The sequence below is a fragment of the Gardnerella sp. DNF01198P genome, assembly GCF_049244165.1.
Classification (GTDB): domain Bacteria; phylum Actinomycetota; class Actinomycetes; order Actinomycetales; family Bifidobacteriaceae; genus Bifidobacterium; species Bifidobacterium swidsinskii.
Genome location: NZ_CP058382.1, coordinates 1,627,889 through 1,647,204, shown reverse-complemented (window position 1 = coordinate 1,647,204; position 19,316 = coordinate 1,627,889). Strand labels below are relative to the sequence as shown.

Here is a 19,316-nt window from a genome sequence, read left to right as displayed (position 1 = left end):
AAAAGTTAATACTTAAGCTGATGCGGTGTAATAGGAAAGAATTTCATTAGATTAATTGATATAGGAAAAGCACTGAGCTACTTGTGATATTAATGAATCATCGGTAAATCAGCACTTAGCTTATTGTTAATAAATTACACGAGATAGCTATCTATTGCTGGTGCTAATTAATAATCATTAATTAGCAGTAATTAGAACGTGCGAACATCGTAGAAGTTGTTAAGTTCTTCCATCCAACGTCCAGTGCCAGAAATATCTCCTCTAGTACCTACGGTGAAACCTGGGAAATTGTTCATACGGGCCTCAAGATAGCTTCGAGAGCTATGTCCTTGCGCAGAATTGCTGACGCTTATAGCTCCAGCAAAATTGCCAACAGAACGAATAACCTTGTCGTTGTCTACTTTGTAATGAACAGCGTAACCTTCTCGAGTGAGCTTATCGCCAGTATTGGCGACGGCACGCAACCAACGGTTGAAAATATTTCCCCAAATTTGTGGTGAATTGAATGTGTAAATTTTCTTAATCCAGTTGTAGCCTTTGCCTTTAGCACGAATTAAAGCACGCTGTGCAAGATATCCTCCGAGGGAATGTCCGGTAATATACAAATTGCTAACAGTATTTTCGCGACCATAACGCTCAATCAACTGCTCAACATCTTTAGCTTGATCTGGGTTATGACCTACAGCTATTGCAAAATCATCATCGTAATCATTAAATTGGGAAGTTCCACGAATTGCTAGTACTTGAACAGTGCCTTGTTCTAAGAATGGGTATGGACTTACATTTTCAAACAAAACAGCATCAAATCCTCCCCTTTTGTGGTAGGTTTCCTTAACTTTCCAGAATGGTGCAAGCTCGTTGTGCATAAGGCGGTACTCACTGCGATTTTTGTAAATGTCGTGAAGCGGTTTAGTGTAATCGAGTACCTTATTTATGTAATTATCATCTCGATAAGAAAGTTCAGAGAATAAAGCCATATCGCGAGGACTAATATCCCACCTGCGAGGATTGCTGTCTTGATTATCTGGAATACCATCGCCATCGGTATCGTTCATCATAGGGTGAGAATTGTACCCATAATAAGTCTTACCGTCTTTAGTGTAAGTGTAAATTTCCTGACTATTAGTTAAGCCGTCACCATCTAAATCAGCTTGTGGATCAAGAGGCTTCTTGTGATATAAAGACATATCCAAAGCCCCAGGTAAATCTAAGCCTATAGTTCCATTTGCGATTTGTTTAGCTGTTTCAGCAGTAAGTGGAGTTTTTGCATAATTATCTGCGGTTGTTGCCATTGCTGGCATTGCGAAAGCAGATAGGCTCAAGAGCATGCATAGGCTAGTTAAAAACCCTGTTACTGCATTGCGTTTCATAGTATCCTCCCATATTTTGTTTAGTTTTGTAGTCAACAAATGTATAGGACGACTGTTTACGATTTGTAGCACCTCTTTGTTAACTACGTGCGTTATATAAATTAATCGAAATTTATTTTGCCGCCACAATTGCTATTCTACACAGTTCATCAATTGTATAGTCTACATAAACAAAAGTCCATACTTCTAAATAAATGTTGTTGCTCCTTTTTTGTTTACTAAAATCATTGACGATGTGTATAAGAGTCATAGAAAACATCTATATAACTAGAATTATCAATAGCCATAATCTATTCTTAATAATGAAAATAAAAGCGCAACGAAGGCGCAAATGACCTATTTAGGAGAATGATATGAGTTTAATGAACACACATATTCTTCCATTCAAAGTAAATGGTTATAAGAATGGCGAATTTGTTGAAGTAAGTGATACTGATGTTCTTGGCAAATGGGCAATTTTCTTCTTCTATCCAGCTGATTTTTCATTCGTATGCCCAACTGAATTGGAAGATCTTGCAAACCACTATGAGGAATTGCAAAAGCTAGGCGTTGAAGTTTACTCAGTCTCTACGGATACACATTTTGTACACAAAGCATGGCATGACGATTCTGAAGCAATTGCAAAAGTAAAGTACACTATGTTGGGTGATCCTTCCGGAGCTCTTTCGCGTAATTTTGACGCTTGGAATCAAGAATCCGGTTTAGCTCACCGAGCTACATTCCTCGTGAATCCGCAAGGTGTGATTCAGTTCTTTGAGATGACCGCAGACGGAATTGGTCGTAACGCCGACGAGCTGCTTCGTAAAGTTAAAGCAGCACAGTATATTGCAGCGCACCCAGGCGAAGTTTGCCCAGCAAAATGGGAGCAGGGCGAAGAAACCTTGGAACCTTCTATCGATTTAGTCGGCAAAATCTGATTTTTGCAATTAAATATTAAAGAATATTTTTTTAAAGAATCATCTCAATGCGTAGGGAGCTACGTTCATAGTTTCCTACGCATTTCTCTTATTTTTGCTTGTGACTAAAATTGCGGAAGGAAGTAAACTATGTCTTTGTTGAATGCATCATTAACTGCTCAGCTTTCAGAATTACTAAAAAAGATGGTATCTAAAATAGAAATCATTTCTTACGTTGATAATTCTGAAACATCTCAAAAAGTTAAATCCTTACTGGAAGAAGTATCTCAGCAAAGTGACAAAATCAGTATTTCTGAAGTAAATAATAATGAAATTAGCAATGTAAAGCGTAAGCCAAGCTTTGAATTGCGTAGAAAACTAGATAATCCAGTAAATGGAGAATCTACTGTATCGGTTAGTTTTGCGGGATTGCCTTTAGGGCACGAATTCAGCTCTTTAGTACTAGCACTTCTACAAGTAAGTGGCTATGCGCCAAAAATTAGTGATGAGCAACGCGATGCAATACTAAAGCTTGGTTCACACAATGTGACAACATACATGTCGGTAATTTGCCTGAATTGCCCAGAAGTTGTGCAATCGCTTAACACCATTTCTATTATTAACCCTAAAATCCAGCATACTGTAGTTGAAGGTAGCGCTTTCCGTGAAGAAGTAGATAAACTCGGTGTAATGAGCGTGCCAGCAGTTTTTGAAAATGGCAAACTTATTTCCTCCGGACGGGCAGGAATTGACGAACTTGTATCTGTGCTCGCAGAACAAGAAAAATCTGTTGAGCAAAATGAGAATGGCAATAATGGTAATAGCGTTTCTTCGGCAAATGTTGCGCTCGCAGAAAAAATGAATTCGCAAAATCCATACGATATTGTTATTGCTGGCGGCGGTCCTGCTGCTTCTGCTGCCGCAATTTACACTGCTCGTAAGGGTTTGCGTACAGCTATGATTATGGATCATCGTGGCGGACAGGTTGTAGAAACTGAAAGTATTGAAAATCATATTTCCCAAACGCATACGACTGGTTCTCAACTAGCAGCAGATTTAACTAAGCATATTTCGCAATACGATATTGACGTATTTACTCCTGATTGGGCAGACTCGCTCGATTTATCTAAGGAACCATATGGGTTACATACTATTCATGCGCGTTCTGGCGGATCTTTGAAAGCGCGTGCAGTGATTATTGCAACTGGCGCGACTTGGCGTACGTTGGGCGTTCCTGGAGAAGATGAGTATAGGAATAGAGGCGTATCATTCTGCCCTCATTGCGACGGCCCACTTTTCAAAGATAAGAATGTTGTCGTTGTTGGCGGCGGAAATTCTGGTGTTGAAGCTGCTATTGATTTAGCAGGAGTTGCAAAACATGTGACGGTGGTTGAGTTCATGGATGTGCTTAAAGCTGATCAAGTATTGCTTAATACTTTGCATAAATTACCTAACGCTGAAGTTATTACGAGTGCTGCCGTAAGTAGTATTGAAGGTAATGGTAGTAAAGTTACTGCAATACGTTACATAGATCGCAATAAAGCAGACGATGATGAAAACAGAGAACATATTGTTGAAACCGATGGGGTTTTTGTGCAAATTGGTTTAGCTCCGAATACTCGTTGGCTTGTAAATAATATTTCTCTCAATAATCGAGGAGAAATTATTACGAATCGCGCTGGATGCACTGATACTCCGGGTGTTTTTGCTGCTGGAGATTGTTCAGACGAACCGTATAAGCAGATTGTTACAGCGTATGGTTCTGGAGCCAATGCTGCGTTATCTGCATTTGACTATCTTATCCGCAGCCCGCAAAATAAATAATTTATAAAATTTATTATGCAATAAACAATGGGGGGCGTCTTATGAATATTAGAGCGTTAGAATATCTAATAGCTTTTGCACAAGAAGGAAGCTTTACCAAGGCGGCTGTTCGTATGCGCGTCTCTCAGCCTACTCTTTCAACGCAAATTAAAAAACTTGAAGAGACTTTAGACGTAGAACTTATTGAGCGCACTCCCGGGAAACAAATCTTAACTCCTGCTGGGAGGGAAGTGGTTTATTACGCTAAACGTATTCAGGCAGATATGTCACGTATTCGACAAGCTGCAAGACGCTCAGAAGATCCATGGTCATCTACAGTAGTTTTGGGTGTGTTCCCAACGTTAGGACCATACTTACTTCCAAGAATTATGCCTGCACTCAGGCGTTTAAAACCAAAACTTACTATTCGTTTTATAGAAGAAAAATCAGCGAAACTTATTGATTTGCTAGATAGTGGTCAAGTCGACGCAGTTATATTAAGCGAAAGTTTGAATGCGCCTTCAATAAAAGTGTGTCATGTTTTTGACGAAGATTTTCTTCTTGCGACTTCTACAAATTCTTTGCTAGGACACGAGAGTAAACCAATTGAACTTTCAGATTTGTCTACTCAGAAAGTGCTTTTACTAGAAGATGGGCATTGTATGCGTAGAAGCATGCTCGATGTATGCCAAAAAGTGGGGGCGAAACAATCAGAATTTAGGGCAACGTCGTTAGAAACTTTGCGATATATGGTTGTAGGTAGCAAAGATGTGACATTATTGCCGCGTCTTGCAACTGTACCTCCAATTGTGCAACCAGTTGGTTTGATGTTGCGTGAGTTTAAGAATCCTAAACCTTATCGATCGTTATATTTGAATTGGCGCGCAGCTTCTCCAGTAGACAAAATTATGGAAGGATTGTGCACAATAATTAGTTCAGCATGCTCTGATTTGCATAAAAAATAAGTGGGATATTCTGCTTAAAAATAAAAATAGGCACTTCTGTATGCTATGTTAGCTACAGAAGTGCCATGTTCTTCTTCTCTTACTTTTTATTCTCACTTTATTTTGAGAATTATCTGCCTCGTTTTATTTGCTGTGTTTTATTTGTTGCTAAATTAATGATTTATAATTCAATTCCAAGATAGCGTGCTACTTGATTCACATCCTTATCTCCACGGCCGGAAACTGTTACTAAAACAATGTCATCCTTACTCATCTTTGGAACCATCTTCATAGCTTGTGCTATTGCATGTGAGCTTTCCAAAGCTGGGATGATTCCTTCAACTCTAGAAAGTGCGCGAAAAGCTTGAACTGCTTCATCATCAGTGATTGCGTAGTATTCTGCGCGACCAGAATCCTTTAAATATGAGTGTTCTGGGCCGACTCCAGGGTAATCCAATCCCGCAGAAATAGAGTAGGCTGGAAGCTCGTTACCGTCATCATCCATAAGAACATAAGTTTTCATGCCATCCGTAATGCCAACTTTTCCATTCGTCATAGTAGCAGCATTTTGAGGAGTATCAGCGCCTTTACCTGCGCCTTCAGCACCAATCAATCGTACAGACAGATCATCAATATATGCTGCAAAAGAACCAATTGCATTAGAACCGCCACCAATGCAAGCAATTACAGCATTCGGCAATCTGCCTTCCTTTTCTAGGATTTGCCTTCTCGACTCTTTGCTAATAACGCTTTGAAAATCGCGAACCATTTGTGGATAAGGGTAAGGTCCCACTGCGGAACCAACGATGTAGAAGGTATCATCCAAGTGCTGTGCATAATCCATAAATGCTGCAGTTACAGCATCTTTTAAAGTTTTTGTGCCTTCTTGAACAGCATGAACTTTTGCACCGAGCAAAGTCATTCTAAAAACGTTAAGTTTTTGGCGTTCGCAATCAAGTGCGCCCATAAAAATTTCGCATTCCATGCCGAATCGTGCTGCTGCAGCAGCAGTGGCAACGCCATGCTGACCGGCTCCGGTTTCAGCGATAATGCGCTTTTTACCCATGCGCTGAGCGAGTAAAATTTGTCCGAGAACATTATTCATTTTGTGAGCGCCGAGATGGTTTAAATCTTCGCGCTTTAAATATACTTTTGCGCCGCCTAAATATTTTGTGAAAGATTCAGCATAGTATAAAGGTGTTTCGCGACCGTCGTAATCTTTTAATAATCCAGCTAATTCATTGCGGAACTCTGAATCGTCTTTGTATTGTAAGTAAGCTGCTGCTACTGCGTCGAGTGCTGGACGAATCATATCTGGTACGTACTGTCCGCCAAATTCACCGTAATACATATTTTGTTCAACTGCGTTTACCATAATTTTGCCCTTCTTGTGCGTGCCGAGGAAATCGGCATTAAGTTTGTTCTTTATTATTTTTATGTCGATTATTTTGTAAATTTGAAGGGCGTGTGCTCAGATAACAAAAAAGCTGGATGGCAGCTTATATGCCATTCAGCTCAAATAATGTTGATGATGAATCCGGCATAGCCCCGTTGATTGTTTAAAATCAGCAAGCCCACACCGATATGTGAACTCGCTTTTAACTACGCCAGCTGCGCCAGAAACGAGTATTCATGTTCATCAACCTCCAATCTTGTTGCACAAGTTTAGCCTTAGCTGTGACAATGTCAACCTTTTAGTGTTAATTCGGCGTTTCGTGCAGAAAAAATTTAACCCCGGCGTCTATGCGCCGGGGAAATAAAGGAGAGAAGAAAAGAATAAGTTTTAGGTGCTCTGCACCTGTCTTTTTGTCGACAATATTATATAATCACACTATTCTGAGCAGAACAGTAACGCTAACTGATAATTACCTGAGAATTATCTACTTTTCTTCTAAATCTTGCTATTTTAGGAATTACTTTTCTAAAAACGGAATCATTTTTCTAAAAATATTATTCGCTTAAATCAGCGCGATAGAAATGCTCATACGAACGTGACGGAGTTGGACCGCGCTGACCTTGATAGTGCGATCCGTTAACGGCTGAACCGTATGGGTTTTCACATGGTGAGCTTAACTGGAAGAAACACATTTGACCAATCTTCATGCCAGGCCAAAGTTTAACTGGCAAAGTGCTAACGTTTGAAAGCTCCAAAGTAATATGACCTTCAAAACCTGGATCAATGAAGCCAGCTGTGGAATGTGTCAAAATACCAAGACGACCAAGCGAGCTTTTGCCTTCCAAACGTGCAGCAATAGTAGCGTCAAGTTTTACATACTCCCACGTAGCGCCGAGTGCGAACTCTCCAGGATGAAGAATCCATGGCTCGTCAGGAGCTACCTCGAACTGTTCTGTAAGTTCACCCTGATTTTCTGCAGGATCAACATACGTGTAAGCATGGTTGTTAAATAAGCGGAAAAAACGGTCGAGGCGCACGTCAATCGACGCAGGCTGTACCATTTCCGGGGTCCATGGGGTCAAATCAATATGACCCTCATCATGAGCTTTGAGAATGTCGTGATCAGACAACAGCATGACGTCAAATCTCCTTGCAATAAAGCTTATACATCAGTAACTTCATTGTTCGCACGAAATATTTATTGCTATTTTGCGCGAAAAATACAATACGCACAATTGTAGCGCGTGCCGCGGTCTGTGAGTATTCTGCAAGCTATTTCCTGAAAACAAATAAATATTCATGAGCAATCAGCAAAAAATTTTATAGAAAATAAAAACACAAAACGCGGCACAGAAACGTAGGTTATGTAAGAAAACTACGTACTGTACCGCGTATTTGTAAAACAGCTTAATAATGTATTTTATTAAGCGGCAATAGTTAAGGCGTTTGCTGCTTTACGTTTTGCAATGAAACGAAGCACGCATTTACGCAATTCGGAAGCAATTAACACGACCATTGAAAGACCGAGGCACTCGAACCATTCCGTTACGCTCAAAGGAACAGTGCCAAATGGCTCATTCAAGAACGGTATGTAAATTACAGCCAACTGGAGCACAACAGAAACTGCTATAGCACCCCAAAGCCAACGATTTGCAAATAAGCCTACAAATACGCTTTGTGAGTCTGAACGAGATGCTAACGCATTCAGCATTTGCGCAAACACAAGAATTGTAAAGCCCATTGTGCGAGCGTGAGTAAGCTGAGCAGCGTGATCCATAATTCCAACAGAACGGTCTGTAAAGAATCCGCCTGCCAAATGCATATCCATACCGATTAACGTAATAGCAGCCATGATTATGCCGATAAATACAATATCTCCCCACATTCGTCGGTCAATAACGCTATCGGTAAGCTTTCGGGGCTTTCGATCCATTACGTCGTCAGTTTGCGGATCAACGCCCATCGCGAGTGCAGGAGCTGCATCCGTAAGCAAGTTAATCCACAAAAGCTGAGTTGCAAGCAAAGGCAAAGTTACACCAACAGAGTTTGGCTGTGTAATTCCCAGTGCGCCAGCGAAAACAACGCCGCCGAAAACAGTACAAACTTCGCCAACGTTAGAACTGAGCAAGTATCGCAAGAATTTACGAATATTGTCGAAAATTCCGCGACCTTCGCGCACTGCTGCAACAATTGTAGAGAAGTTATCGTCAGCCAAAATCATCTTGGCAGACTCTTTAGTTACTTCTGTACCAGTAATGCCCATAGCAACGCCAATATCGGCAGACTTTACGGCTGGAGCATCGTTTACGCCGTCACCAGTCATAGCAACAATGTTTCCTTGACGTTGAAGCGAAGAAACGATAGCTAACTTGTGCTCAGGGGCTACTCGCGCGTACACGCTAGTTTTACTGATAGCTTCATCAAAAGCAATATTATCGTCGTTGCGTGAAAGCAATTCGTCAAGTTCGTCGCCTGTAAGTGCATGCTCATCTTTTCCAATAATTCCAAGATCTCGAGCAATACGCGTAGCCGTAAGAGGATGGTCGCCTGTAATCATAACAGTACGGATTCCAGCGCGATGAGCTTGAGCTACACTATCTCGAACTTCAATTCGCGGAGGATCAATAATTCCAACCATACCATTCCAAATCAAATCAGATTCTAGTACGTCACTTTGTTCCGCAACGTCCGCGATTTGACCTGCAGCGTTAGAAACCATGCCATCAACTTTTGAAAGACTATCGACTCCAAGCGGCCTATAAGCCATTCCAAGCGTGCGGTAGGCTTCTCCAGAAAGACGTTCAACAGTTGCTAAAATATCTTCGCGATCGCCGTCAGTAAGCGGACGCACGGCACCAGCTACTGCAATACGCGTGCAATAAGAAAGCAACACGTCCGGAGCGCCCTTAGCGCAAACAATCAGATTTCCAGAATCCGAACCATCTTTAACAACAACAGACATACGTTTGCGTTCAGAAGTAAAAGGTACTTCCGCAACTCGAGTCAAATGAGCGTAACGTTTGTCCGCTTTTGTTTTACGAGCTGCTACTACTAGCGAAACTTCTGTAGGGTCTCCAACTGGCTGCCAACTTTTAGTAGTTTCGTCATAATGTAAATCGCCGTCGTTAGCCAAACATCCGGAGCCTAACGCGCCTAATACTTCTGTAGCAAGATTTTGCGGTACTGCTAAATCTGCGTCCGCAGAACCAATTAATATCATGCGTCCTTCAGGCTTGTAGCCGCTTCCTGTAAGCTGAACTTCGCCGCTAGGTGTTACTACGCGTTCAACAGTCATCTCGTTTCGAGTTAAGGTGCCTGTTTTATCGGAGCAAATAACAGAAGCAGAACCAAGTGTTTCCACGGATGAAAGCTTTTTTACAACAGCATGATGCTTCACCATTCGTTGCACGCCAAGCGCAAGAACTACTGTCAAAATCGCAGCTAAACCTTCTGGAACAGCAGCAACAGCTAGGGAAACAGAAAGCAGCAGAGAATCAATAATATCTTGAATACTGTGGAAGCCTTCAATCAGCCACATGGAAGCAAGAACAACAGCTGCAATAATGCACACCGCAATTCCAAGAACTTTAGAAACGTGTACCATTTCTTTCTCGAGAGGTGTTGCTTCGTCATCTGATTTTGAAAGCATATCCGCGATTTTGCCAACTTGTGTGCGCATACCTGTAGAGGTGACTACAGCGCGACCGGTTCCTTGCGTAACAGCAGTTCCGTTGAAAACCATATTTGTGCGATCGCCTAAAGCTTTTGCAGACGAAAGCGTATTCGGACGTTTGCTTACTGCAACAGATTCGCCTGTAAGACTTGCCTCAGCTACGCGTAATGAAGCCGCTGCTATAAGTCGACCGTCTGCAGACACGGCATCTCCTTCGCCAAGCACTAAGATATCGCCTGGCACAACTTCTGCAGTATTAATGCGCACCACGCTACCATCGCGCAAAACTGAAGTTTGCGGAGCACTCATTCTAGCTAAAGCTTCGACTGCTTCTTCTGCTCGCGACTCTTGAATGTAGCCAAGCACTGCGTTTGCAATCAAAATAATGATAATTACGATTGAATCAAACGGCAGAATCTCTCCACCGCTGTTTCCTTTATGTTGTGCGCGCTCAACAAACCACGCAATTGCAGAAATAATAGTTGCTGCAATAAGCAAGTAAACGAGCGGATCTTTAAATTGATCAAGGAACCGTTTCCATGCTGGAATTTTAGGAGCAGCAGCAAGTGCATTTGGGCCGAATTGATTAAGTCTTTTTGCAGCTTCCTCAGAGCTTAAACCGCATGTAATATCTACGTTAAGTGATTTAGCTACTTGCTGAACATCGCACAATGATGGATCTTTGCTATTAGCTGAAGAGTCAGCTGTTTTATTGGATTGATCAAGAGCGTGATCAACCATATCTTCCCCCTTGGGAGTGCCGCGGAGTAGTCAATAATCGCAATGCTAACGCTATTTTTAGCGCTTCGTATTGTAACTATTGCGCGGTTGTGGAATATTGCAATAGTTTGCAACAATTAAGTACCGTTCTATTATGCCATACAACGCGCCGAGCTTAGAATCAGCAGACTTTGCCAGCTTCAGAAAGCTATTAAACAATGCCTTGGGGGCATGTGAGAATAGGAGTATGACTACGAAAAAAGGGCCGACCAAGGGGTCGGGTGGAAAACATCGCAATGCTTTGCGCGGAAAAGGTCCTACTCCGAAGGCTGAAGATCGCGTGTATCACAAAGCTTATTTTGCTAAGAAAGCTGCTATTAAGCGCACATTTGCAGATCCGCGTTTGGCTGCGCGCCGCAGAGTGGATAAGCTTGGTAGCGATTCAGATGAGTTGGTAATTGGTCGCAATGCTGCTTTAGAGGCGTTAAGAGTTGGAGTTCCAAGCACTCAATTGTATGTGGCTAATCGCATTGAGCATGACGATCGCACGCGCGAAATCGTGAAGTTAGCAGGCATGCAGGGTTTGCGTTTGCTTGAAGCGGATCGCCTTGAAATGGATCGTATTGCGCATAGTACGAATCATCAGGGCATTATTTTGAAAGTTCAGCCTTACCAGTATCACTCTTTGCAAGAATTGGTTGAACGAGCGGAAAAGAAGGCGCGCGCAATGGAAGCTGCTGATTCAGATTCTGCTCGCATTAATGCTCGACCATTGTTTATTGCTTTGGATGGCGTTACGGATCCTCAAAATTTGGGTGCTGTTATTCGTTCTGCAGCAGCTTTCGGTGCTAATGGTGTGATTTTGCCTGAGCGCAGAAGTGCTTCCGTAACTGCTGCTGCTTGGAAGGTTTCTGCTGGTGCTGCAGCTCATTTGCCAGTTGCTAGAGTTGTTAATTTAAATAAGGCAATTCAAGGTTTGCGAGAGCGCGGATGGTATGCAATTGGTCTTGATGGCGGCGGCGATAAGCTTGTTGGAGAAACTGGCTTTGAAACTGATCCGTTAGTTGTTGTGCTCGGCTCTGAAGGTAAGGGCATGAGTCGCCTTACGAGAGAAGCGTGCGATGCTATTGCTGGAATCCCAATTTCTAGCGCGGTTGAATCTCTTAACGCTTCTGTTGCAGCAGGCATCAGTTTGTACGCTGTTGCTAACGCTCGTCGTTTGGCTGCATTGAATCAAAACTGAAATTTTCAAACTTTAAAATCACGCTTGCACTGTATTGTTACGGTGTTAGCGTGATTTTATTTGGTTGGGGCTTTGGATTTGCTGAAGTTTAGTACTTACGCAATTTTGAAAGAAATAATTAAATAGAAATATGCATATTAGCGAAAATACTATAGAAGAAAATAAAACACTTATGAACGAAAATACTGTTACAAATACAGGTACAAATACGAACACAAGTACGTCAAAAACAAAAAAAACTTTAAATGTGACAAAAACTTTAAAAACAACAAATAAATTATGGTTCGTAAAGAATGCTCGTTCGCTTATTTTTATTGCATACCTATCTGTCGTCGTAGCAGTTATGTGCTTCCACGAGCCTTGGTTTGATGAAGCTCAAAGTTGGCTTATTGCACGCGATTCTTCGTTTGCTGATTTGTTAACTCTTCGACCACATTATGAAGGCCATCCGCCGCTTTGGACTTTGCTTCTTTCCATACCTGCAAAAACAGGAGTTCCATACGAAATTGGTCTTAAAGGCGTGCAACTTCTATGCACTGCGCTTTTGGGTGGCTGGCTTATTTTCCGCGCGCCTTTTAGTAAATTGGCTGTGTTTTTGCTTCCGTTTACGTATTTTTTGTGCTTCCAATATGGCGTTACTTCACGCCCGTATGCTCTTCTTTGCGCGGCTTTGTTTATGGTTGCACATTATTGGAAACGATCTGATTCTAAGCCTTCTGATACTTGGAAACTCGCTTTGAGTCTTGTACTTTTATGTGCAATCAGTGCTTATGGCATTGCTTTAGCAGCAGGTTTTGCTTTTGCGTGGATTTGGAGAGTTGTAAAATCTGCAGGAATTAAAAAAGCTTTCGCTGAAATAGTCTCTAACACTAACAGATTAGTAAGCTGGATAATCCTTGCTTTAGTTGGAATTGCAAGCATTATTTGCATTTGGCCTGCTGCTAACGCTTTCGCATCGCGTGAAACATTCGACGGAAATTCTCCTCTTATACAATTCTTGTCATTTATTTTCGTTATGCCATCAGAAAGTATGTTCACTCAATTTGCTGGCGATGTTTCTTTACGTAGACTTATGCTAAGCGTACCTTCCGCGATTATTTGCGTTATTATTTCGATTTTAATATGGTCTTTCGCTGTAAGAATCGCTTATCGAAGAGGCATGCTTGTTTCTTTGATACTTCCTTACTTGACTTTTGCGGCAATTGCCACGCAATATTTCACTTTGCATCACGCAGGAATCGTTTTTGCATTCTTCGTATCTCAACTTTGGATGTGTATTGCGCGTAAGCCACTGGAATCTAAAGATATTCCGGCGATTATTTTTAGGTTGTTCAAAGCTGCAAATAAAGCTGAAAATAGCAATAGTAAATCTGCAAGTAAATCTGCCGGAAGCAAAGTTATTGCTGGCATTATTATTGTTGTTTTATTATCCCCAAGCTTGATTTGGAACGGGTATTCTTGCGTTAACGATATTCGATTCGACTATTCAGGTTCGCGCGCACTTGCGCAATTTATTAAGCAAAATCATGCTGAAAACATGCGATTCGTAACGTCTTGGCTACATCAAGATGAAAAAACGGATAAACAAGGTAATGTTATTGTTCCTGAATTTGAAGATATTCATCAATATTCGTGGCAGCTTATTACAGCAAATCCTTATTTCTCGAAGAATCTTATTGATTGCAGTTATAAGAATAGCTCGTTTATTACAAATGAGCAGCCATCTCAAGAACAGGCATCAAATGAAATGGGTGCTTGCAAAGCAAAGAAAGAACCTAAATTCTTTGTCACAGAATCAGATAAGCCTTGGTATTATTTTGTGTATTTAAACTACAATATCGACCATTATACTGAGCATACTATTGCTAAAACAAAATCATCTTGGAAAGCAGGAGTCTCAGAAGGAAGAATTATTGTATATGAGCGCAAAAAATAATTAGCGCATTTATATAATTATATTTAAATATATTTAATTACATTATGAAAATGCCCCTGCGTAAGTTAACTAACTTATTTAGGGGCATTTTTATTACAGTGTCTTACTTTTTAATAGTAGAACATGCGGTTTTATTTACCAGAAACCGAATGGATCAAATATTCCACCATCGTCACCATCGTCATCTCCACGTTGTTGTAAATCGTCATCGTCACCATCGTACGAGTTACTTCCGCGTTTTTTACCAGGCTTCTTTTGGTTTTTCTTTAATTTCTTTTCTTGCTTATTTGTGCCATTAACAGCAGTTTCTTCTTGGTTGAATGTAACTTGCAACTTAAGTGTGTTGCCGTTACGAACTATTGTGAGCGTAGCTTTTTGATTGAACGCTGTTGCTCTCACATACCCGAGGAGTGCGTAATTATTGGATACAGGCTTATCGTCAAAGGCAACAATAGTGTCATTGGCTTTGAGTCCGGCTTTTTCAGCAGGGCTTCCTTGATTGACAGAAACAATTTGAGCTCCTCCGCGAGTAATTCCTTCGGACTCAACTGCTGTGCTTTTAATCATGATCCCTAGTGCTACGTGCTTTACAGAACCATTCTTAATAATTTCTGTAACTACTCGTTTCACCAGATTTGCTGGAATTGCAAAGCCGATGCCGATAGATCCTGTAGTCTCCCCTTGAGCTGATGTCGCTGCAATAGAAGAATTAATACCTATGACCTTTCCGGCAGCGTTAAAAGTTGGGCCGCCTGAATTTCCTGGATTAATAGCTGCATCAATTTGTACTGCATTAGTTACAATTTCAGAGCGGCTTTGGTCGTCCATAACTGATACTGGACGATTTAAAGCCGAAACAATGCCTGTGGTAGCTGTATCGTCATATCCAAGCGGATTTCCGATTGCCATAACCGGTTCGCCAACGGAAAGCAGATTAGAATCTGCAAATTGGACTGTCTTTAAATTATTTGGTGAATTGTCTAATTTAAGTACTGCCAAATCAGTAGTTTTATCTGCTCCGACTAATGTAGCTGAATAAATTTGACCATTAGAAAGGGTTACTTGAATTTCTTTTGCATTAGCAATTACGTGATTGTTTGTTACAACATAACCTTTTGAATCAATAATTGCTCCAGAACCCTTCCCCATGCCTTTCTCTAAACGAGTTTGTATAGAAACAACGGCTCCGGAAACATTTTTTGCAACTCCTTGCCAATCCGGAGATTGTCCGCCTTTAACTACTGCGGTCCCAGGGCCAGAAGAATGAGAGCCGATGTTTGCGAAAGAGCCGCTTTGTGGAATTGAAATAAGACCTTGCGAGATTACAAATAGAACTACAACTACGCAAACTATTGCAGAAATTGCGGAGGATAAAATGGCAACAAAAGCAGTTGACGAAGAGCTTTTTGTTTTTCTTTTGTTACCTTTTTTGTTTGTGTCGTTTGTATTTGCTGCATTTGTGCTAATAATGCTTGTTTTTGCTATATTTTCATTTTCTTCGTTACTTGCATTATTGTTAAAATTCTGTTGCGCTGGTGTTTGATTGCCAACTTCATTATTTGGGTAAGAATTATTGTCTGTGCCGTAATTATACGGATTTCCGAAGCCGTTAAAATTATTATTTCCGTAGTAATTTTGTGATCCAATGTATTGCGTAGGAGCATTGTTGATATTTGTATTATCCGCATCGTTATTTTGGTTTACGGCGTAATTGTTAGCTGGATACTGTGTAGTGTTTGTACCAACTTCATTTTCGTTATTTGTTGGGCCGTAAGCTCCGAATTCAGGAGCTGGGCTATATGTTTGTGCTGGTTGCGTTGTTTGCGTTGGTTGTGCTGGTTGCGTCGGTTGTTCCTGCTGCTCGTAATATCCATTATTTGCAGTTTCATTGGATTCCTGCTGATTTGCACCATACATATCGTCAGCCATTCATCCTCCTTACAAAAGACTCTTAACACACCATAATAAACCATGCCATTATCTATGTAAGAGATAGTATGTTTTTTTATAATTTTTTAAATAATTTGCCTTGTAAATTTCATAAATTTTGCAAATTAATTTGGATATTGTCACAGAAAAATATAAATTGTGTGTGTTTTTTATTTATACTCGTCATGCCTTCTAATAAAGTAAATGCTATGACAAGTCTTCTTGAACATCCACGCGGAGCTGAGCCTGGGAAGCCTGGTGACCGCAAAGAATTTTCGTTTACAACTAAAACGCGACTTTCCAATACTGCTGAAGGTAAAGGTCGTGACGGTGCTCGCTATGGGCGCACCGGCGTAATTCACACGCCTCACGGAGATATTCAGACCCCAGCATTTGTACCTGTTGCAACGCAAGCTGCAATGAAGGCAGTGTTGCCAGAAAGCATTAAGGATTTGGGCGCTCAGTGCATGCTTTCAAACGCTTTTCATTTGTACGAACGTCCTGGCGCGGATGTTCTTGACGAAGCTGGCGGATTGGGAAAGTTTATGAACTGGGATAAGCCAACCTTTACGGATTCTGGCGGTTTTCAGGTTCTTTCTTTGGGTGCTGGTTTTAAGAAGACCCTTGCAATGGACGTTACTGGCATGAAGTCGGATGATGTTATTGCAGCCGGTAAGGAGCGTATGGCTTTTGTTGACGAGGATGGCGTAACTTTTAAGTCTCCTCTTAACGGAGCTAAGCACCGTTTTAGTGCTGAAATTTCTATGGGAATCCAGCATAAGCTGGGCGCGGATATTATGTTTTCTTTCGACGAGCTTACTACTTTGATGAATACTCGCCGATATCAAGAGGAATCTGTAGAGCGCACTTTCCGCTGGGCAAAGCGTTGTGTTGCAGAGCATCAGCGTTTAACCGAGGAGCGTGTAGGCAAGCCGTATCAAGCATTGTATGGCGTTGTGCAGGGTGCTAATTATGAGGATTTGCGTAGGCATGCGGCCGAGCAGATTGCTTCTTTAGATTTTGATGGCGTAGGCATTGGTGGCGCTATTGAGAAGCGAATTATTGGTGATACTTGCGCTTGGATTTGCGATGCTATGCCGGAAAATCGCCCACGCCACGTGCTTGGTATTGCAGCCGTGGATGATATTTTTGCTTGCGTTGAAAACGGCGGAGATACTTTCGACTGCGTGGCTCCAGCTCGCTGCGGAAGAAACGGAGCAATTTTTACTCGTCATGGTCGCTACAACGTAAAACGTGCAGAGTTTAAGCATGATCAGCGTCCGCTTGAAGAAGGCTGCGATTGCTACACTTGCACGCATTATTCCAGAATGTATGTGGATCATTTGTTGCGCGCTAGTGAAATGAATGGATTTACGCTTGCAACCATTCATAATGAGCGTTTCTTTGTGAAGCTGCTCGACGATATTCGAGCTTCTATTGACGGCGGATATTTTGAAGAGTTCCGCGATGAGACTCTTGCACACTATTACGAAAACGGTTCTAAAGGCTGAGAGTAGTTTTGAGCGCAAAATGCTAGGTTAAATATTGCGAATTTATGTTAAATATGATAGCCTTGCACTTTGTATGCGAACGTGGCGGAATGGTAGACGCGCTGTCTTCAGGTGGCAGTGAGCGTATGCTCGTGCGGGTTCAAGTCCCGCCGTTCGCACTAGTTAAAAAGGCTGGAATTGCAAGGGCTTTGCCTCTTACTATTCTGGCCTTTTGTGCAAATATAAGGCAACTATATTGCAACTGCAATGCAAAAAAGTGCGAGTATTGTACAAACTTTTATTTATTACAAGCGACGGTGATGTAATGAACACTAACGATGAACTAAATATCAATAATGTAGGTGACAATTCTTACGATCCACATATTGGTCGCGAATCTCACGTTGTGCCGGGTCGTTTTGGTGAGCCTTTAAAAGTTATGAATGCACAGTATTCGCAAGGGAATGCTTCAGCTCATCCAACGCATCCGCTGCTTTTGCTCCTTCACGGTTGGGGTTCTAACGAGGAAGATTTATTGGATTTGTTGCGAGTAGTTGCACCATATAATGATGCAATCGCTTTACGTGCTCCACTTAAGCTGGCAGAAGGCGCTTACAGTTGGTTCCACGATGCTGTGCCGCAGCGAGAAGATTTAGATTACGATATGTATGCTGCTGCTGTAGCAATTGACGAATGGGTGCATGAAAATATTCCAGCGAATCGCGACATTGTGCCATTTGGTTTTTCGCAAGGCGCTGCGCTCGCGGTGCACGTTTTGCGTTTGAATCCTTCGCGCTACCGTGCGGCCGTTTCGCTTTCCGGGTTCATAGCGCCTAGTGTTCCTGCTTCCTCGGAAGAAATCGCATTACAAGATAACGATTTAGCTGAGCGTAATACTCCTGTATTTTTCGGCTACGGATTAGAGGATGGCGTGATTCCTCCTTACGAATTCTCGGCTGCTGCAGCGTGGCTTGAGGAGCACACTTGGCTTGAAGAACGTCGTTATCGCGGGTTGGATCACGCTGTTGATATGAACGAAATTGGCGATATTCGCAAGTGGTTCGTAACTCACGATATTTCTTCTGGGCTTATGTAAATTTACTTAGATTTATGTAAATTTATTCGATTTTGTTTTTTCTTAATCTGTAAATTAATTTGTAAAGTGATTTCATGAATATGCGCGATGAGATAGTATTTGCAATGAATCAAGCCTTGAATTTGGCTCGAGAGTCTGCTTCTGCAGGCGAAGTCCCAGTTGGAGCAGTTGTGCTTGATGGTAGCGGTAATATTATTGGCAAAGGCGCAAATATGCGAGAGCAGAGCGCTGATCCTTTGGCTCATGCTGAAGTGCTTGCTATGAAAGATGCTGCTACCTCGCGTAAATCTTGGAATCTATCTGACTGTACTCTGGTAGTAACTCTTGAACCTTGCCCTATGTGTGCTGGAGCTGTGCTGCAAACGCGCCTTAAACGCGTGATTTTCGGGGCGTGGGATGCCAAACTTGGTGCGTGTGGTTCTGTATGGGATATTTTGCGAGATCCTCATGTTGGCTCACGTCCGGAAGTCATTGGTTCAGTATGCGAATCTGAGTGTGCTCAACCCTTGCGAAACTTTTTTGCGCATCAACGTTAGATAAGTGTTGCATTATTTTTTAATGTTGCGTTTAATTCAAGATAACGCAGTGCATGAAAAGTAATTTTTAGCGTGTTCCCCTTGTGTTCATTCTAGCAAAATGTTATAGTTGCGGTAACGTTACCGCATGAGGTAAGTTGAAGAAACCGACAATTGTGGGAACGTTATCTCAATTGCGGATTCTATTCAGCGCTGATGAAGCTGCTCATTGAGAATAAGATTGCACAGAGGCTCTTATGCATGGTTGCATAGTGCTGTTTTTCTCCAACGAGAGGAGTATATAG

Annotated in this window: 13 protein-coding genes and 1 tRNA gene; 9 read left to right on the top strand and 5 right to left on the bottom strand. The window is 41.7% G+C overall.

What is annotated here, in order from left to right; genetic code table 11:
- Nucleotides 1-191: 191 nt before the first annotated feature.
- Entirely contained in the window at nucleotides 192-1,370 is a 1,179-nt protein-coding gene (locus HXT44_RS06830; protein ID WP_012913676.1) for a lipase family protein, read from the bottom strand.
- 353 nt (nucleotides 1,371-1,723) lie between these two features.
- On the opposite strand from HXT44_RS06830, the gene ahpC reads away from it, so the two are divergent.
- The 3 genes from ahpC to HXT44_RS06815 all read left to right on the top strand — a co-directional run bounded on the left by ahpC (nucleotide 1,724) and on the right by HXT44_RS06815 (nucleotide 5,034).
- The gene (gene ahpC / locus HXT44_RS06825) at nucleotides 1,724-2,287 is read left to right on the top strand and encodes an alkyl hydroperoxide reductase subunit C (RefSeq protein WP_012913675.1); all 564 of its coding nucleotides are present in this window, start codon (nucleotides 1,724-1,726) and stop codon (nucleotides 2,285-2,287) included.
- Between the two features lie 129 nt (nucleotides 2,288-2,416).
- On the top strand, nucleotides 2,417-4,090 hold the full coding sequence (gene ahpF, locus HXT44_RS06820) for an alkyl hydroperoxide reductase subunit F (RefSeq protein WP_102704530.1): 1,674 nt from the start codon (nucleotides 2,417-2,419) through the stop codon (nucleotides 4,088-4,090).
- A gap of 41 nt (nucleotides 4,091-4,131) precedes the next feature.
- Nucleotides 4,132-5,034, top strand: coding sequence for a LysR substrate-binding domain-containing protein (locus HXT44_RS06815; RefSeq protein WP_004109449.1), 903 nt, complete (start codon nucleotides 4,132-4,134; stop codon nucleotides 5,032-5,034).
- A gap of 160 nt (nucleotides 5,035-5,194) precedes the next feature.
- On the opposite strand, the gene trpB is transcribed toward HXT44_RS06815, so the two are convergent.
- The 3 genes from trpB to HXT44_RS06800 all read right to left on the bottom strand — a co-directional run bounded on the left by trpB (nucleotide 5,195) and on the right by HXT44_RS06800 (nucleotide 10,823).
- The gene (gene trpB, locus HXT44_RS06810) at nucleotides 5,195-6,388 is read right to left on the bottom strand and encodes a tryptophan synthase subunit beta (RefSeq protein ID WP_064621760.1); all 1,194 of its coding nucleotides are present in this window, start codon (nucleotides 6,386-6,388) and stop codon (nucleotides 5,195-5,197) included.
- 575 nt (nucleotides 6,389-6,963) lie between these two features.
- Nucleotides 6,964-7,545, bottom strand: coding sequence for a dCTP deaminase (dcd, locus tag HXT44_RS06805; protein ID WP_004109442.1), 582 nt, complete (start codon nucleotides 7,543-7,545; stop codon nucleotides 6,964-6,966).
- A 287-nt stretch (nucleotides 7,546-7,832) separates the two neighbouring features.
- Complete coding sequence (locus HXT44_RS06800) at nucleotides 7,833-10,823, bottom strand: cation-translocating P-type ATPase (RefSeq protein ID WP_064621761.1); 2,991 nt, start codon at nucleotides 10,821-10,823, stop codon at nucleotides 7,833-7,835.
- 226 nt (nucleotides 10,824-11,049) lie between these two features.
- Here HXT44_RS06800 and rlmB point away from each other — a divergent pair, with 226 nt between their 5' ends.
- Nucleotides 11,050-12,045 (top strand): 23S rRNA (guanosine(2251)-2'-O)-methyltransferase RlmB, encoded by a 996-nt coding sequence (gene rlmB / locus HXT44_RS06795; protein ID WP_064621762.1) that lies wholly within the window; start codon nucleotides 11,050-11,052, stop codon nucleotides 12,043-12,045.
- Nucleotides 12,046-12,175: 130 nt separating this feature from the next.
- Nucleotides 12,176-13,981, top strand: a complete 1,806-nt coding sequence (locus HXT44_RS06790; protein WP_102704531.1) for a hypothetical protein — start codon at nucleotides 12,176-12,178, stop codon at nucleotides 13,979-13,981.
- Between the two features lie 135 nt (nucleotides 13,982-14,116).
- Here the strand turns inward: HXT44_RS06790 and HXT44_RS06785 are convergent, their stop codons facing one another.
- On the bottom strand, nucleotides 14,117-15,910 hold the full coding sequence (locus HXT44_RS06785; RefSeq protein ID WP_004109433.1) for a S1C family serine protease: 1,794 nt from the start codon (nucleotides 15,908-15,910) through the stop codon (nucleotides 14,117-14,119).
- A gap of 185 nt (nucleotides 15,911-16,095) precedes the next feature.
- On the opposite strand from HXT44_RS06785, the gene tgt reads away from it, so the two are divergent.
- The 4 genes from tgt (at nucleotide 16,096) to HXT44_RS06765 (ending at nucleotide 19,032) form a co-directional block, all read left to right on the top strand.
- Nucleotides 16,096-17,421, top strand: a complete 1,326-nt coding sequence (gene tgt, locus HXT44_RS06780; protein WP_004109431.1) for a tRNA guanosine(34) transglycosylase Tgt — start codon at nucleotides 16,096-16,098, stop codon at nucleotides 17,419-17,421.
- Nucleotides 17,422-17,496: 75 nt separating this feature from the next.
- A tRNA-Leu gene (locus tag HXT44_RS06775) sits at nucleotides 17,497-17,579 on the top strand.
- Between the two features lie 146 nt (nucleotides 17,580-17,725).
- Nucleotides 17,726-18,496 carry an alpha/beta hydrolase gene (locus HXT44_RS06770; protein WP_004109429.1) on the top strand — a complete coding sequence of 257 codons (771 nt, stop codon included), beginning with the start codon at nucleotides 17,726-17,728 and terminating at the stop codon, nucleotides 18,494-18,496.
- Nucleotides 18,497-18,570: 74 nt separating this feature from the next.
- Entirely contained in the window at nucleotides 18,571-19,032 is a 462-nt protein-coding gene (locus HXT44_RS06765; protein ID WP_064622043.1) for a nucleoside deaminase, read from the top strand.
- Nucleotides 19,033-19,316: the final 284 nt, after the last annotated feature.